The following is a 15255-nucleotide window of genomic DNA, read 5'->3' as shown; positions in this document are numbered from 1 at the left end:
TATTTTTTGTTTATTTTAAAAATGCGAAATTACTTATAATTTGCTTCGCTTACAAATTTATGGTTGGAAGTGTTAATGCCTAACTACTTCGTAAATTTTATTTTCGGTGAAAAGTTTTTGCAGCTCTCTTTTGGCTATAGTTTTTTTGTTTACATAATTCTCTTCTAAATCAATTTTTCCAGTTTCCTCTTTGTTGTCAATTTCCTTATTATTGATTGATAATACCAAACTATCTTTTGAAATTTCATCCAGTTTCATTGTTGAATAAAATCCAGTTGAGCTATTAATCAGGTAAACGTCACCAATTTTTGGGCTTTGAATAAAATTTTCAGTGTTTTTTGTTGTTTGGACTGAACTGTAAAAACCGTATAGAACAAAAGCTCCTATAATCATTAATCCTGAAAACATCCAAAACGGGCTGTTTACTTTTCCTTTTGATCGGTCAATTTTTTGCTGAGTTGGCGTTGGAAGTTCGTGTCTTTCAAATGTTTTTTTACAGGAATTACATTCTGCAAAAATTAATTTTTTGATTGGAAAAAAAGGAATCCAATAAATGTGAGCATATTTTTCGAATATGCTGTATCTCATGGTAACTTTCGAATCGCAATGTGAGCAATCTACGTTTAAAACTTGGTCATTTTTGATGTTTGCAGCTTTGGTTCCGTAAAAAATCATTATTTAGGTTTTAAGGGTTAGGTAAACAAAAATAACGATTTATCTTACCTGTGCAAATAAGTTTGTTTATTCCCTTATTTTGTAACTCTTACAGCATCTGGAACTAACATTTCATATTCGCCGCCATTTCTTAATACATCACGAACAATACTCGAACTGATAAAAGAAGTTTTTGCGGCGGTCAATAAAAAGACTGTTTCAATTTTTGAAAGCTTTCTGTTGGTATGTGCAATTGCTTTTTCAAATTCGAAATCAGCTGGGTTGCGCAGACCTCTTAAAATGAAATTGGCTTTTTCTTTTTTTGCTAAATCAATTGTCAATCCTTCATAAGTTATTACCGAAATTTTTGGTTCGTCTTTAAAGGTTTCTTCGATGAAACGTTTTCTTTCTTCTAATGAAAACATGTATTTTTTCTCGGCATTTACACCAATAGCAATTACAATTTCATCAAATAACGGAACTCCTCTTTTGATGATATCTTCGTGTCCTAACGTAATTGGGTCAAATGATCCTGGGAATATGGCTTTTCGCATTTCTTTTAAAGATTCTGAGGTGCTGAGATGCTAAGATTCTAAGTTTTTTTTAGAATCGCAGATTCAGAACGACAAGATTGTGTTATAATTAAAAAATAAGGTGCTGAAATCTTAGTATCTCAGCACCTTAGTATCTTAGTGACTAGGCTAAAGCCAGTTCAATTGCATTTGTAAATAGATCTTCCAGAGAAATTCCGGCTGCTTTTGCTTGTTGCGGAATCAGACTTTCTGTTGTCAATCCTGGAATAGTGTTCATTTCCAGCATATATGGTTCGTTGTCTACGATAATGAATTCGCTTCTTGAGAAACCTTTCATTTTTAAAACTTCGTAAGCACGTTTTGCTGTTTCTCCCACTTTTTGTGTCAGTTCGTCAGAAATTCTCGCTGGAGTGATTTCTTGTGATTTTCCTTCGTATTTGGCTTCATAATCGAAGAAATCATTGTCTGATACAATTTCTGTAATTGGCAAAACTTTGATTTCGCCTTTGTAATTGATTACGCCGACAGAAACTTCAGTTCCGTCAAGGAAACTTTCAATGATGATTTCGTTATCCTCTTTATATGCAACTTCAATTGCGATTGGAAGTTCAGCTTCAGATTTTACTTTTGAAATCCCGAAACTTGAACCTGCTTTATTTGGTTTTACGAAACAAGGAAGTCCCACTTTTTTAACGATTTCAGCTGTATTGATTTCGTCGCCTTTGTTTAGATAATATGAAATTGCCGTTTTGATTCCGTATGGTTTTAAAACCGATAATAAATCTCTTTTGTTGAAAGTCAAAGCCGATTGATAATAATCGCAAGATGATTGTGGAAGACCAATTAATTCAAAATAGGCCTGCATTAATCCATCTTCGCCCGGAGTTCCGTGAATGGCATTGAAAACACAGTCAAAAGTGATTTTTTCTCCATTTACAGTTACAGAAAAATCGTTTCTGTCAATTGGAAATTCGGCGTCGTTTGCGTCTACATAAACCCATTTTTCTTTGAAAATATGAATTCGGAATCCGTTGTATTTTGTTTTGTCAAGATATTGGTAAACAACGTTTCCGCTGATAAGCGAAATTTTGTATTCGCTTGAATATCCGCCCATTATTATGGCAATGTTTTTCATTGACTTTCTTATTTATTTAATCGTTAATTTATTTAATCGAGATTTTATCCTGAAACCGAGTGCCCTAGCCCCGATAGAGCCGGTATCCTTTTTGGCTGCTTTTTCTGCAGACAAAAAGATATAGGCGAAAGCGGGAAACAGCTCCTAAAAATTGAAATTTTAAATTCTAAAATACCAAATTCCAAAGATTTTAGTTTTTAATAGAAATAACAATCGCAGGGCATTTTTGTTTTAAACAAAATTATCATTTTTTTTGAAATGAAATACTTTATCTTTGCGTTCAACTAAAAATTAATTTATGAGTTTACGTAAGTATTTAACTAGCCGCGTATTTTTTTTACAATTGTTGAGTGCGGCAGCTATCATTGCAGTTTTGGGTTATTTGTTTATGCATTGGCTGACTTTTACGACTGATCACGGACATGAAATTGCGGTTCCGAATTTAGCAAGATTAACTGAAGAACAGGTTGAAGAGAAATTAGACGAACTGGACTTAGATTATGTGCTTTTGGATAGTGTTGATTACCGAAGTGAATTTCCGAAATTCAGTGTTGTTGAGCAAGATCCATTGCCGGGAACTAAGGTGAAAGTTGGAAGAAAAATATATATTAAAATTAACGCATCAGGATTTTCATCTGTTAAAATTCCTGATTTAATTGAAAAAACATATCGCGAAGCAGTTCCTACTTTGAAAGCTTTAGGGCTTGAGCCGGGAACGATTACTTATATTCCGAATCTTGGAAAAGATATGGTTTTGGAAATGCGTTACAAAGGAAGAAACTTAAAAGTAGGAGACCGCGTGTTGAAAGCTTCTAAAATTGATTTGGTTTTAGGAGACGGAAAAGCGAGTTATGTAGATGACAGCCAGGCAGACAGTACAGCAGTGCCTGTAGAAACCCCACAAGATGAACAATAATATTGAAGAAAATTTAGATCTGGAAGACGAATTATTCGAGCATTACAGATTTGAAGTCCCTAAAGGTCAGGCGTTTTTGCGTATTGACAAATATTTAATGTATTTGATTCCGAATGCTACACGAAATAAAATTCAGAATGCAGCAACTAATGGAAATATCTTTGTAAATGATATTCCGGTAAAATCAAATTACAAAGTAAAACCTTTTGATGTGATAACGGTTATGTTGTCGCATCCGCCATTTGAAAATCATATTCTTCCTGAAGATATTCCGTTGAATATTGTTTATGAAGATGATGCACTTTTGCTAATAAATAAAGAACCAGGAATGGTTGTGCATCCAGGCCACGGAAATTACACGGGAACGCTGGTAAATGCTTTGGCACATCATTTTGATAATTTGCCAATGAATAGTAGTGAACGTCCGGGATTGGTTCACCGAATAGACAAAGATACGTCAGGACTTTTGGTTGTTGCCAAAACGGAAGCAGCAATGACGCATTTAGCGAAGCAATTTGAAGCTAAAACTACCGAACGTGAGTATATTGCGCTTGTTTGGGGAAATGTGGCTGCAGAAAGTGGTACAATTGAAGGAAACTTAGCTAGACATTTGAAAGATCGCATGCAAATGGCTGTTTTTGCTGATCCGGAAATTGGAAAACCGGCTATTACGCATTATAAAGTTTTGGAACGTTTTGGTTACGTAACTTTGATTTCATGTAAACTTGAAACAGGAAGAACACACCAGATTCGTGCACATATGAAACATATCGGGCATCCGTTATTCAATGATGAACGTTACGGCGGACATTTGATTTTGAAAGGAACGACGTTTACTAAATACAAACAGTTTATTGAGAATTGTTTTAAAGCATTGCCACGTCAGGCGCTTCATGCTAAAACGCTTGGTTTTGTTCATCCAAATACGGGAGAATTGATGCGTTTTGATACGGAATTACCTCAGGATTTTCAGGATTGTATTGAAAAATGGCGTACTTACGTGAAGTCGCATAATACTGAAGATGACGAGAATTAATTAGATAATGTGTCAATATAGATAATTAGATAATTTCTTAATATTGAAAAAGCTCCTTTTTGGAGCTTTTTTGTTTTACCATAATTTTATTATCGTTCCAATTTTCTGTAGAGACGCACTGCGGTGCGTCTAACGCATTGTGGATATTCGTTGCGGAGACGCACTGCAGTGCGCCTCTACAGATATACTTTGTGTTATAATTGCCACATTATCTAATTGGCAAATTATCTAATTTAATTCTGAATGATATTTTATTTTTCCGATTGATCCTGTTTCTGATGGCAAAAGCTCGAAAACAGAAGTAGGTGCGAGGCCGACTTCAATTCGATGTGAAACGTATAAAATAGCAACGTTTGTTTCTTGTTTTATCGTATTGATAAGCTGAATTACTAAATCTACATTTTCGTCGTCAAGGCCTTCTACAGGTTCGTCTAAAATTAATAATGGCGGATGTTTTAAAACAGCGCGAACAATCAAAGCAACTCTTTGCTGCCCGATTGAAAGATCGATAAAACGTTTTTTGCGCAAATGCGTCATTTCAATTACATCAAGCCATTGATTTACAATTTGCAGTTGATGCGTCGTTGGTTCGTTATAAAGTCCAATGGAATCAAAAAAACCGGAAAGAATCATTTGTTCCAAAGTATGGCCTTTCTGAAATAAATCGGTCATAGAAGTGGTGAAGATTCCGATTTGTTTTTTTATGTCCCAAACGCTTTCTCCGCTTCCCTTTTTTCTTCCAAATAAATATAAATCCTGACCAAAACCTTTTGGGTTATCGCCCGTAATCAAAGATAAAATGGTGCTTTTTCCAGAACCATTCGGGCCAATTAGCTGCCAAAATTCACCTTGCTTTATTGTCCAGGAAATTTTGTCTACAATTTTGCGTTCTTCGTAACTTACTGAAACTTCTTCCATTTTAATTAACACACTTTCGTGGAAAGAATGTGGTTCAATTGCTTTTGGAATTGCAGCTGAATTTAAGGTTTTAAAATGATTTTCGGTTTTTAAAATCGGATGCAATTCAAATGAATTGTCTTTGATTTGTGCTTTATTCGGAACAAATTCTAAAACATCTGAAACGCGATTTACGATTTGGATTATGGCAATTTCGTTCGTCAGTTTTTTTAAAGATTCTTCTAGCACAACTCGCGATGCCTGATCTAAATGATCAAATGGATTATCAAAAATGATAAAATCAGGTTTTTGGCTGATGCAGTATTTTAAAAACTCTTTTTTGCGTTCGCCCGAAGAAAAAGTCCTTAATTGACGATGTGATTCCGGAGAAGCTTCTACAATATCATATTGATACTCTTTTTCAATGAATTTTTCAATTGCGATATCTGAGAACAGAATTCCTTTTTGATCGTTTAAAAAGGCTAATTCTCCTTTTGATTCGCTATTGAGTATGTTGTCAATAAAAGCTTTTTTGTTTACCTGGTTAGATAAAAGTATGTCCCAGTGTTGCATTTCTATATTATTAAAAATTTCTTTTGCCACAGATTTCACAGATTAAAAAGATTAATCACTCTAATCTGTGAAATCTGTGGCAAAAAAGTTTACTCTATTTTTTTGTTGCCATTTCGCGGTCATTTCTCGACCATTCGCTCCATGAGCCAACATATAGTTTTGGAATCGGAATTCCGGCATAATCCATTGCAAGTAAGGTGTGACATGCCGTTACGCCTGAACCGCAGTGTACAATTACATTTTCTGAATTAATATCGCCTAAAATGGCATTGTATTTTTCTTTTAAAACTTCAGGAGATTTATATAATCCATCTTCATTTAAATTTTCACTAAACGGAACATTAATTGCACCTGGAATATGTCCGGCGATTAAATCAAGTGGTTCTGTAAGTCCGTCAAAACGATTTTTGTCTCTAACATCAATCACGATATTTTCATTGGTTTTTCGGGCTTTTTCAACTTCTTCAATATCGGCTACAGCTAATTTCCAATTTGAAACTGGATAATTGCTTTGTTCAAATTGTTCAATTTCTGAACTTATTGGAAAACCTGCTTTTATAGCTTCCTTCAAACCTCCATTTAAAACCTGAACTTTTTCGTGTCCAATTGCTTTCAGCATCCACCAAAATCGCGATGCTGCATTGGATCCGTTTTTGTCATCATAAATTACGACATGGCTTTCCGGCGAAATTCCTATTTTAGAAAGTACATCAGCAAATTTTTCTAACGATGGAAGCGGATGTCTTCCGCCATTTTTCGGATTGCAGTCAACTGTTGCTAAATCTTTGTTCAAATCAACATATCGAGCGCCTTTTAAATGCTCTTTTTGATAATTTTCTTGCGCATTTAGTCCGGCTCTGGCGTCGATTAAAACAATCGTTTTTGAATGCGACAATTGAATTAATTCTTCAGAATTTATAATTGGAGAAAGTTTGTCTGACATTTTAAATATATTTTTTAATGAATTATTTTTTAAATCATTAATCAGCGAAAGCCTGACCGAAAAAAATAAAAAAAGTATTGTTTGTTTTGTCGTATCGTAAGCATTCCCAATTGTTGTAAACAGCACTTGTGGCCAAACAAAGTGTATTTGCAAGATTTGTTTTTGAAACATTTTTAGCGAAACATCCTTCTTTCAATGCAAAATCTTGAGCTTTTGATATATCAGTAATTTTAACAGAAGTATATTGTAAATAAGTTTCTATGCTTTTTGTTAAATGATCTTCACTGTAAACTAAAAATTCATCTGCAAATTGATAATCTAATGTTCCAAAAGAATAGAAATCGCAATCTGCATCTTTAAGGCCATTTATGACTTTTATGTCTTTGTATAATTCAGCATATGCAGCAGTTTTTTCATTATAGAGTAAAAACGAAATTTTCACATTCTTTTTGTCATAAACTGTAAACACAAAATCATTACTGTTTTCCTGAAACAGACTTCCTTTGGCAACAGAAAGTAATTCATAATTGTTGTTTTTTTCGAAAAAGGATTGTTGCTCTTCGTTTATTTTTTCAATCAATTTATTATGAATATTAAAAAAAACTTTTTTTTCTGAAAGTCGTTTCAAACTTTCCTTTTGTCTAGATATACGATCTGCATCTTCAGGATTATCAAACGTCGAAATTTGATAATCTACAGTATCGGATTCATTTTTTTTACTAATTATTTTTGATGATGTTTCTTTTTTCAGATTATCTGTCTTATTGATTTTATTTTCCTGTTGTTTTGAATTGCAAGAAATTAATAGTAGTGTAAAAAGAATGATCGCGATTTTATTTTTCATTAAATTATTATAGTAATTATTTTAAAAATTTCTTCAGAATTTATGATTACAGACAGTTTGTCTAGTATTTTGAAATTTATTTATTTTTTTTATTTCCAAACAAAAGCAAAGCATTCAAAATTACTTTGTTTTGTGTTTCATTTTCAAATGTGTACGAAAGAGTTTTGTTGGTTTTACCTTCATAATCAATATCATTATGCCCCATATTCACATAAAGCATTTTGTATTTTTTATTTGTCCAAACGACAGGATAGTAACCGCTATGCCAAATTTCATGTGCTTTTGGGCCTGTTCCTAATGGAAAACTACTTTCGTCAATTGCTAAAAGAATTTTAATGTCTGGATTTTTTGTCAAATCATTGCCCCATCGGTACCATTCGTTTGGTTGTGATTTGAAAGTTTTAGGAATACCTTTAGTTATTGGATCCTGGTTTTCAACTCTCAAAATTGCCGATGTAGGTCTCCAGGTATTACTTCCATATTCTCCAGAACCCAGAAAAGTATTGTGGTACCAGTCCCAGTTTTGTGGATAAGAGGAATTATTTAATGCAAAAGCCGAAAAATGAAATCCGATGAAACCTCCGCCATTTTCCATATATTTTTGAAAAGCTTCGCGCTGAGATGGTGTTTCTGGTCTTGTGTCTAAAAACAATACAACTTGGTAATTAGCTAAAAACTTCGCGTTCAGATTGTCCCAATTGCTTGTTGAATCGTACACAAAATGATTTTCTTCGGCAATTTTTGGAAACCATTTATTGGCTTCGTGTACAAAACTGATGTGTGCCTGATCATTTTTGCCTGTATAAAAAGCAATTACTTTAAATTTTGGTTTATCTTTTTTATGTTGTGAAAAGCTTGTAAAGCAAATTAGAAAAAGTGCCGCTAAAACTAAATTTATTCTTTGATTAAAAATCTTCATACTTTAAAAATTAACTAGGGATTTTTTCGATTAAAATTTCGTTCTCTGATTTATCAAAATAAGTACAAGTCATTTCGACGATATTAACGCGCCATTTTGCAATACCGCATTGTGCACAATGTGTACAGAAAGTCATATAATCGGTTTCACCATGTTGATGTTTTACTAAAAGTTCGATGAAAAGTTCTTTGTTAGGAAAATCAGCGACTTTTATTTCAGGATATTTTTCTTCTGCAGCAGCGGTATAATTATTTAATCCAAAATAAATTACACTTCCGTCATGCACAAAAGTATCATAACCTTTTACGCCAAGAATGATTAAATCTTGAATATAGTTTGGAAAATCAGCACCGCTTTTTACTTTAGAATGTGCTTCTTTGATTTGGTCGATAGTAAACATAATAGTGTGGTTTTAATTAATTATTCTTTCAAAAATACGATTAATGGTTTTATAAATTGATCAAAAGATTCAATATGTGGCAAATGTCCAGTATTTGGAATTTCAACTAGTTTTGAATTCGGAATTGCCTTTTGAGTTCGTTTGCCTAATTCGGCATAATTTCCCATTGTTGCTTGAATATCTTCTGAAACTAAAGGCTTTCCTAAAGCTGTTTTGTCTCTCGTGCCAATAATTAAAAGCGTAGGAACCTGAAGGTTTTTGAATTCATATAAAACGGGCTGTGTAAATATCATTTCATACAAAAGTGCCGAATTCCACGCGACTTTTTCATATTCTGGATCTGTTGTCCAACCGGCGCTGAGTTCGGCCCATTTTTGATAATCGGAATTCCATTTTCCATTGTAATAATTAGCCATTTGATAATTTTTGATGGTCTGAAAGTTTTGTTTCAATTCTGATTCGTACCACCAATCTACAGGTTTATAAGGAACGACTAATTTCCAGTCTTCCAAACCAATTGGATTTTCTAAAACTAATTTTTCTGTCATTTCAGGATACATCAAGACGAAGCGAGTTGCCAGCATTCCGCCCATAGAATGTCCTAAAATAGTCGCTTTCCCGATTCCAAGATGATCTAATAATTTTTTGGTGTTTTCTGCCAATTGCTGAAATGTATATTGAAAATTATCGGGTTTTGATGATTTTCCAAAGCCAATCTGATCTGGAACAATTACTCGGAAACCTGCTGCGGTTAAAGCTTTTATGGTAGTTTCCCAATAGGCTCCGTTGAAATTTTTTCCATGAAGAAGTACCACATTTTTGTTGTTGTAATTTTCCGGAGTTACATCCATATAAAACATTTGCATGTACTGACGCTGGCTGGTCAATTCTAAAAATTGAACGGGATAAGGATATTCGTAATTCGTCAAATTAATATCTAGAGGTTTAATATTGGCATCTTGTGCGAAAACCAAAAAAGGGAACAGGAATAATAAAAGCTTTGCAATTTTCATTTCAGGGCCAATTATGGGTTAAGAAGTATAAAATTACCGTTAACCATTTGGAAATGCAAAAATTAATGTCTTAAAGTTATCAGAAAAAGAGCATTCGGAAGAATTTAATGGTTTTTAATGTTAATAATCGATGATTTTTTGAAATTTTATCGATTAAATGATGCTGATTTTGAAAATAATGCATTTTGACGAGTAATGTAGCATTTTAGGGAACTTCTTTATATTAATAGTGAAAATGTATGTAACTTAGTATCAGAATGTTGTAAGCTAAAAAATAGTATTATGAAAAAAACAATACTTTTATTCCTGCTCACAGTCCCCACATTTGCCCAAGAAATCAACACATTTGATTTCGCCGTTATAAACTCAACCTTAATTTCTGCAAATATCGATCTGGATAAAGGCCGAAGCGTTGTCGCGGCCAATAAAGATCAATATTCGGCTTATTTTCAGTATGCTTTTAGTATGTGTGATGACGATATTATTTTTGGCGCTGGAATTGACAAGTCGGAAATTGATCGGACTTACATTGGCTACATCGGAAAAATTTGCGGTAATTTCAGAGCCACGATTGGTGTGGGATATCTCGAATCACGGAGTGGTTACGACGGAACTTTTACGGGTTTTAGCGTTTCATGGCATTTTTCTGAAAACACTTATATTGGCGGAAATCTTGAAAATCTGCATTCAACAAGTGTGGATTATGAAACCGATGAAAGTTTTGATTATTACAAAAAACTGGTCCCGAAAGTTTTTGGAAGTTATGAAATTATATCCCATGTGATTGCTTTTGGGCAACTTAGCTCAAGAGTGAATGATATTGCTTTGAAGTATCAGGTTCATCGATTTTCAGCCGGCGGATTTTATTCAGGACATTCGGTAGGTGGAATCTTCGGAACTGTAAATGTTGGTCGATTTGCCTTTTCCTGCAGTACGACTTTTGAGAAAGTAAACTTTGGACTAAAGTTTGAGTAAATTACTGCTTAATTGTCACCACTCTTTGCGGATACGGAATATCAATTTTGGCTTCATCAAAACGTTTTTTAATGCTTTGCAGTAAATCGCAATACATTATGAAACCGTCTGTAGAGTTTTTTGCCCAGGCCCAAGCTTTTAAATTGACGCTTGAATCGGCGAGAGCTACAACTCGCGCCACAACAAGAGGTGCTTTTTGATTTTTGGCTTCTTTAGTGCGTGTATCAATAAAAAACGGATGTTTGGCAATTTCATCTTTCATGATTTCCAATGCTTTTTCGAGATCAGAATCATAACCAATTCCAATTTCGATTATTTTGCAACATTTGGTATCGTGCATGTTTGTATTGACAATAATTTGATTGCTGATAACTGAATTTGGAATTATAATTCGGTTGTTTTCAGCATCTTTCAAAACGACTTGCCTTAAATTAATATCTTCCACTGTTCCAACAAAATTGTTGATTGTGATTTTATCATTGATTTTGAAAGGCTTAAAAATCACCAAAAAGATTCCGCTGACAATATTGCTTAAAGCTTGTTGCGAAGCTAAACCAGCAACGAGAGAAATAACGCCGGCACCAGCTAAAAAGGAATGTCCAATGATTTTAAATTCAGGAATTTGGATTAAAGCAAAAGCAAATCCAAGAATGTAGATTACGGTTATAACCAAATGTTTTAAGAATCTAAAACCAGTGGCATCATATTCTTTGTCGTTTAGTTTTCGGTATAAAAAATAACGAAGAATTTTATCTGTTAAAGCGCCCAAAACTATAGTTACAATGGCGATAATAACGATAAAAAATACAATTCTAAAGTCTTTTACGTAATCAATCATAGATTTTGATTTTGAGAAAAAAAATCCAAAAAACAATTGTAAATATTGTTTTTTGGATTTTATAAAGTTAAATAAATTTTGCTAGTTTTTATAGTCCAACAAAATCATCGCTTTTTGGAAAAATACTCAACGCTTCGATTGCAATTTCTGGCGTTGGAGAAGCCAGTTTTCTCAATTTTGTGTCCATCCATGCACCGTCAACAGTAATGGTTGCGCAAAGTGTATCGTCTTCTCTTCTAAATTCATGAATGATCGACCAGCGAGAAGCATCGGCTTTCATTTTTGATGTTTTGGTGTGAATGAAAATTTTATCTGAAAGTTTTAATTCTTTTCTGAAAACACATTCTTCTCTAAACAAAACCGGGCCAAAACCCTGCGTTTGCATAACTCTCAATGTCAATCCTAGTTCTTCAAGGATTTCGATACGATGCTGTGCACCAAAATCGTAATAAGCACTATGACGAACGTGAAAATTAGGGTCTAGATCTGACCAGCGAAAAGAAATTTCTTTAATAAATGAAGCCATTTTGTAATTGTAATTTAAATTGTATTGCGATTGCCTGCCGAAATTGTTTCGTCTAAAACGACAATCTTTTTAAAAAATCGAAATTACGAATAAAAACAAATGGAATTTCCGACAGAATAAAATTTATCAAAATTGATACTTTATTTTTTATACAAATCTTCAATAGCATCATATTTTCCTTCTACAAAATAGGTAAGAAATTTTAAAGATTCATCAAGATTAAGCGACCAATAATCATCAACAATCATTTTTTCAGATTCTCCGAATAAGCCAAAGAAAGATTTGACTTTTTTAGGTCTGTTGTACCACAAAGAAAATTCGAGATTTTTTTGTTTATCATATATTGCAGTCAAAGCAAAACTTTGTCCGTTACTAATACAGCTGAAATCGAGCGAAGGATTAAAGTAAACTTTATTTTGGTCGAGCGTATCTGAGAAATCTAATTTTTCAGCCCATGGATAATTTTTAGCAATTTCTAAAACTTCTTCTTTTGAAATCAATTGTTTTTTATATTCGATTTCTGGTTTGTCAGGATGGCAAATAGAATATTTAAATGTCATAAGTTTTATTTTGAAAGCAGTTTTTTGATTTCACTCGCAATGTTATCTAAATTTCCTTCTACATTTCCAGTTGTTGCAAATTTTATAACTCCATTTTGATCAATCAAGAAGTTTTTTGGAATTGAATTGGTGGCATAATCATTCCATATTTTTTTATCTGGATCGATTCCATAATTAAAATCAAGACCATCTTTTTTTAGTTTTGTTGCTTTTTTTAAAACAAGATTTTCAGCTTCTCCACTTGAGATAGCCAAAAATATAAAATTGTCATTTTTAAATGGTTCTGTAATTTTTGCAGGAACATCGTAAAATTCCTGAAGACATGGTGCGCACCAAGTGGCCCAAAAATTGACAAGAACCACTTTTCCTTTTAGATCGGAAAGTTTTATTGTTTTGCCATCAAGGAGTTTCAAAGTAAAATCTTTGGCTTTGTCATTGATTTTTAAAAGATATTCAGGGTTATTATTTTTAGTGAATTTTTCCGCTGCGATGTCGCTGTTTTTGGGGCTACTTTCAGGTTTTTCTTGTTCAGTAAAAACCTCAACAACCGTTATAAATTCTCTGTCTCCAATTTTATCACCATATTTTTCGGCTAATTTGTTTCTTTCTTCTTCTGTAACACCTTTATTCATTGATTTAATTCTGCCTTCCTGAGCATATTTCTCAACTTGTGCCATTGTTACAATTTCATTGTTGATTATAATGACAGTTTCGGGCTTTTTGGCGACTTTATTTTGTGCGTAAAAGAATGGTGTAATTAAGAGAAGAGTAAAACAAATTAATTTTTTCATGTGGTTTGATTTGATAGTTTTTTGATAAATATACTATTTTTTTAAAAGAGAGCTTTTAAATTTTATGGTGTAAAGTAAAATTTAGTTTGTGTTAAGCACTTAATCTAGAGCGGTTTTTTCTTTGTTCAGAAAATTTAAGAAGAAAGTCAGCAATCATTTCAATTTCGTCATTTAGAAAGCTTGCGTCGAAGTATTTTATATAAGGAAGTAATTCGTCTAATGTGACAATTTTTACAAATTCAAATTGCTCTAAAGGTTTATTGTTGGTGAAAACAATTACATTTTTGATAGGCACTTTTCTGTTTCCCCAATATTGCCGGGCAAAATTTTTATTTAAGTTGCCTAATTCATTATTAAGCATTTTATACAATGCAAAATTAGTTCTGAGAATTTGCTGAACGGGAGATCGAAAATCTGGATTATCTATTGAATTGTTACTCCAATTTTTTGTTTCAATTAAAAAGATACCAGCTGGCGACAAAAGCAGATGATCAATTTGAATAGAATGTATATGATCTTTATTGTTTTTATTATAGATTGGCGGATTGAAAGAGCAACAAAAATCATTTATCAAAATATAATCGTTAGAGAGTTTTTTGAGTGTAGTTTCTACTTTTTGCTCTCCAATTGCGCCATAAATTGTATTGTTTAGATTTTCAACGATTTCTTTTTTCTTTTCGAGCGCTTGTATATCAGGGAAACAGCTTTCATTTACAGCATCCTGAAAATGTGAAGAAAGGTATTCTAATTGTTTATTTTTTTTGGAAAGTAGTTTTTTTGCCTGATAATTAAAATGTAAAATATCAAAATGGAATTTAAGTTGTACCAGCCAAAATTTTATGCAAATGACAAGGTTGAACCAATAATCTTTTATTGTTGGAATAATTCTGGAATGAGTTTCGGGGAGGTATTCAATTTTCAGATTTAAATCGTCAAGTTTTTGTTTTAATTGTTCTTCAAGATCAATTTTCTTTTGTGGAATAGCAAGGTTTAGTTCAGCAATATCTTTTTCGAGGCTTGTTTTTTCTTCTTCTATAAATAGAGAATGATCAGCAATAATCTGTGCTTCATTTGCTCGATAATTTTTCCGAAAATTAATCAGCTCATTTAATGTGTGAAAGTGATCAGCATTATATCTGACAAGTTGAATTTGTAAAGTATTCAGACATCCAATGGTATTATAAACTCTACACATAATCTTTCTCGATTAATTACCATATGATATATTTTATAGATGTTTATGACTTCATTTTCGATAATTCAACTTCGAGCTTATCAAAGTTTTCTTCATTTTTATCGACAACGTAAGGTTTCAGTTTTTGGCATTCTTCAGCAGTTTCAAAAAGCATTTTAAAAATTACTTTCGTTTGATTTTCGGCAACAGTTTCAAATGTGGTCAGAATTTGGAAAAGCGGTTTAGAATGGCGTTTCCAAGCAATAAGATTCGGTTTGTCTATTTTTATGAATTCACATTCATTGGCATAATTTCCAACTTCGGGACCGTGCATAATAAAGCTCCATTTTCCGCCTTCGCAAAAATTAAATTCATGAAAAGTATTGGTGAAGCCTTTTGGTCCCCACCAATTTTTTAAATGGTCAGGATTACTCCAGGCTTTAAAAACCAATTCTTGCGGAAAATTCAGAATTCGTGTCGTAACAATTTCTGATTCTGGTGTGGTTACTGTAATTTCTGATTCCATTT

At 32.9% G+C, this 15255-nt stretch carries 18 protein-coding genes; 3 read left to right on the top strand and 15 right to left on the bottom strand.

The genetic code is table 11. The annotated features are described in order from the left end of the window. Positions 1-72: 72 nt before the first annotated feature. The 3 genes from ACNFIH_RS04490 to ACNFIH_RS04480 all read right to left on the bottom strand — a co-directional run bounded on the left by ACNFIH_RS04490 (position 73) and on the right by ACNFIH_RS04480 (position 2322). Positions 73-675: a hypothetical protein gene (locus tag ACNFIH_RS04490; protein ID WP_426485670.1), complete on the bottom strand. Its 603-nt coding sequence runs from the start codon at positions 673-675 to the stop codon at positions 73-75. Positions 676-749: 74 nt separating this feature from the next. Then, a complete protein-coding gene (gene coaD, locus ACNFIH_RS04485; RefSeq protein ID WP_035648368.1) occupies positions 750-1208 on the bottom strand; it encodes a pantetheine-phosphate adenylyltransferase in 459 nt (152 codons plus the stop codon). 142 nt (positions 1209-1350) lie between these two features. After that, positions 1351-2322: a D-alanine--D-alanine ligase gene (locus ACNFIH_RS04480; protein WP_035648366.1), complete on the bottom strand. Its 972-nt coding sequence runs from the start codon at positions 2320-2322 to the stop codon at positions 1351-1353. Between the two features lie 298 nt (positions 2323-2620). Here ACNFIH_RS04480 and ACNFIH_RS04475 point away from each other — a divergent pair, with 298 nt between their 5' ends. Further along, positions 2621-3238 (top strand): PASTA domain-containing protein, encoded by a 618-nt coding sequence (locus tag ACNFIH_RS04475; protein WP_035648362.1) that lies wholly within the window; start codon positions 2621-2623, stop codon positions 3236-3238. Beyond that, positions 3228-4274 carry an RluA family pseudouridine synthase gene (locus tag ACNFIH_RS04470; protein ID WP_426485669.1) on the top strand — a complete coding sequence of 349 codons (1047 nt, stop codon included), beginning with the start codon at positions 3228-3230 and terminating at the stop codon, positions 4272-4274. Before ACNFIH_RS04475 ends, ACNFIH_RS04470 begins: the two co-directional genes overlap by 11 nt. A 228-nt stretch (positions 4275-4502) precedes the next feature. Here ACNFIH_RS04470 and ACNFIH_RS04465 read toward each other — a convergent pair whose 3' ends face one another. The 6 genes from ACNFIH_RS04465 to ACNFIH_RS04440 form a co-directional block, all read right to left on the bottom strand. Continuing rightward, entirely contained in the window at positions 4503-5744 is a 1242-nt protein-coding gene (locus tag ACNFIH_RS04465; RefSeq protein WP_426485668.1) for an ATP-binding cassette domain-containing protein, read from the bottom strand. Between the two features lie 94 nt (positions 5745-5838). Beyond that, positions 5839-6687: a sulfurtransferase gene (locus tag ACNFIH_RS04460; RefSeq protein ID WP_426485667.1), complete on the bottom strand. Its 849-nt coding sequence runs from the start codon at positions 6685-6687 to the stop codon at positions 5839-5841. Positions 6688-6724: 37 nt separating this feature from the next. Continuing rightward, the gene (locus ACNFIH_RS04455) at positions 6725-7531 is read right to left on the bottom strand and encodes a hypothetical protein (protein ID WP_426485666.1); all 807 of its coding nucleotides are present in this window, start codon (positions 7529-7531) and stop codon (positions 6725-6727) included. A 76-nt stretch (positions 7532-7607) separates the two neighbouring features. After that, the gene (locus tag ACNFIH_RS04450) at positions 7608-8450 is read right to left on the bottom strand and encodes a ThuA domain-containing protein (RefSeq protein ID WP_426485665.1); all 843 of its coding nucleotides are present in this window, start codon (positions 8448-8450) and stop codon (positions 7608-7610) included. Positions 8451-8460: 10 nt separating this feature from the next. Next, positions 8461-8850, bottom strand: a complete 390-nt coding sequence (locus tag ACNFIH_RS04445; protein WP_426485664.1) for a DUF1398 domain-containing protein — start codon at positions 8848-8850, stop codon at positions 8461-8463. A gap of 20 nt (positions 8851-8870) precedes the next feature. Next, positions 8871-9863, bottom strand: a complete 993-nt coding sequence (locus tag ACNFIH_RS04440) for an alpha/beta fold hydrolase (RefSeq protein ID WP_426485663.1) — start codon at positions 9861-9863, stop codon at positions 8871-8873. A 282-nt stretch (positions 9864-10145) separates the two neighbouring features. On the opposite strand from ACNFIH_RS04440, the gene ACNFIH_RS04435 reads away from it, so the two are divergent. Continuing rightward, the gene (locus ACNFIH_RS04435; RefSeq protein WP_426485662.1) at positions 10146-10838 is read left to right on the top strand and encodes a hypothetical protein; all 693 of its coding nucleotides are present in this window, start codon (positions 10146-10148) and stop codon (positions 10836-10838) included. Between the two features lies 1 nt (position 10839). Here the strand turns inward: ACNFIH_RS04435 and ACNFIH_RS04430 are convergent, their stop codons facing one another. The 6 genes from ACNFIH_RS04430 to ACNFIH_RS04405 all read right to left on the bottom strand — a co-directional run bounded on the left by ACNFIH_RS04430 (position 10840) and on the right by ACNFIH_RS04405 (position 15253). Next, entirely contained in the window at positions 10840-11676 is an 837-nt protein-coding gene (locus ACNFIH_RS04430) for a mechanosensitive ion channel family protein (RefSeq protein ID WP_426485661.1), read from the bottom strand. Positions 11677-11764: 88 nt separating this feature from the next. Beyond that, entirely contained in the window at positions 11765-12202 is a 438-nt protein-coding gene (locus ACNFIH_RS04425) for an acyl-CoA thioesterase (RefSeq protein WP_026982233.1), read from the bottom strand. Between the two features lie 140 nt (positions 12203-12342). Continuing rightward, the gene (locus ACNFIH_RS04420; protein WP_426485660.1) at positions 12343-12762 is read right to left on the bottom strand and encodes a hypothetical protein; all 420 of its coding nucleotides are present in this window, start codon (positions 12760-12762) and stop codon (positions 12343-12345) included. 5 nt (positions 12763-12767) lie between these two features. Then, on the bottom strand, positions 12768-13553 hold the full coding sequence (locus ACNFIH_RS04415; protein WP_426485659.1) for a peroxiredoxin family protein: 786 nt from the start codon (positions 13551-13553) through the stop codon (positions 12768-12770). 91 nt (positions 13554-13644) lie between these two features. Further along, a complete protein-coding gene (locus ACNFIH_RS04410; RefSeq protein WP_426485658.1) occupies positions 13645-14748 on the bottom strand; it encodes a nuclease-related domain-containing protein in 1104 nt (367 codons plus the stop codon). 43 nt (positions 14749-14791) lie between these two features. Next, a complete protein-coding gene (locus tag ACNFIH_RS04405; RefSeq protein ID WP_426485657.1) occupies positions 14792-15253 on the bottom strand; it encodes an SRPBCC family protein in 462 nt (153 codons plus the stop codon). Positions 15254-15255 lie beyond the last annotated feature (2 nt).

Origin of the sequence: Flavobacterium sp. 2, from assembly GCF_049949195.1 — a bacterium.
GTDB lineage: Bacteria > Bacteroidota > Bacteroidia > Flavobacteriales > Flavobacteriaceae > Flavobacterium.
This window is presented reverse-complemented; position numbering and strand designations above follow the sequence as displayed.

What these genes read in the sequence shown, in the direction of transcription:
- ACNFIH_RS04490 (WP_426485670.1), bottom strand. Translation starts at nt 675, where the DNA reads ATGATTTTTTACGGAACCAAAGCTGCAAACATCAAAAATGACCAAGTT.
- coaD (WP_035648368.1), bottom strand. Translation starts at nt 1,208, where the DNA reads ATGCGAAAAGCCATATTCCCAGGATCATTTGACCCAATTACGTTAGGA.
- ACNFIH_RS04480 (WP_035648366.1), bottom strand. Translation starts at nt 2,322, where the DNA reads ATGAAAAACATTGCCATAATAATGGGCGGATATTCAAGCGAATACAAA.
- ACNFIH_RS04475 (WP_035648362.1), top strand. Translation starts at nt 2,621, where the DNA reads ATGAGTTTACGTAAGTATTTAACTAGCCGCGTATTTTTTTTACAATTG.
- ACNFIH_RS04470 (WP_426485669.1), top strand. Translation starts at nt 3,228, where the DNA reads ATGAACAATAATATTGAAGAAAATTTAGATCTGGAAGACGAATTATTC.
- ACNFIH_RS04465 (WP_426485668.1), bottom strand. Translation starts at nt 5,744, where the DNA reads ATGCAACACTGGGACATACTTTTATCTAACCAGGTAAACAAAAAAGCT.
- ACNFIH_RS04460 (WP_426485667.1), bottom strand. Translation starts at nt 6,687, where the DNA reads ATGTCAGACAAACTTTCTCCAATTATAAATTCTGAAGAATTAATTCAA.
- ACNFIH_RS04455 (WP_426485666.1), bottom strand. Translation starts at nt 7,531, where the DNA reads ATGAAAAATAAAATCGCGATCATTCTTTTTACACTACTATTAATTTCT.
- ACNFIH_RS04450 (WP_426485665.1), bottom strand. Translation starts at nt 8,450, where the DNA reads ATGAAGATTTTTAATCAAAGAATAAATTTAGTTTTAGCGGCACTTTTT.
- ACNFIH_RS04445 (WP_426485664.1), bottom strand. Translation starts at nt 8,850, where the DNA reads ATGTTTACTATCGACCAAATCAAAGAAGCACATTCTAAAGTAAAAAGC.
- ACNFIH_RS04440 (WP_426485663.1), bottom strand. Translation starts at nt 9,863, where the DNA reads ATGAAAATTGCAAAGCTTTTATTATTCCTGTTCCCTTTTTTGGTTTTC.
- ACNFIH_RS04435 (WP_426485662.1), top strand. Translation starts at nt 10,146, where the DNA reads ATGAAAAAAACAATACTTTTATTCCTGCTCACAGTCCCCACATTTGCC.
- ACNFIH_RS04430 (WP_426485661.1), bottom strand. Translation starts at nt 11,676, where the DNA reads ATGATTGATTACGTAAAAGACTTTAGAATTGTATTTTTTATCGTTATT.
- ACNFIH_RS04425 (WP_026982233.1), bottom strand. Translation starts at nt 12,202, where the DNA reads ATGGCTTCATTTATTAAAGAAATTTCTTTTCGCTGGTCAGATCTAGAC.
- ACNFIH_RS04420 (WP_426485660.1), bottom strand. Translation starts at nt 12,762, where the DNA reads ATGACATTTAAATATTCTATTTGCCATCCTGACAAACCAGAAATCGAA.
- ACNFIH_RS04415 (WP_426485659.1), bottom strand. Translation starts at nt 13,553, where the DNA reads ATGAAAAAATTAATTTGTTTTACTCTTCTCTTAATTACACCATTCTTT.
- ACNFIH_RS04410 (WP_426485658.1), bottom strand. Translation starts at nt 14,748, where the DNA reads ATGTGTAGAGTTTATAATACCATTGGATGTCTGAATACTTTACAAATT.
- ACNFIH_RS04405 (WP_426485657.1), bottom strand. Translation starts at nt 15,253, where the DNA reads ATGGAATCAGAAATTACAGTAACCACACCAGAATCAGAAATTGTTACG.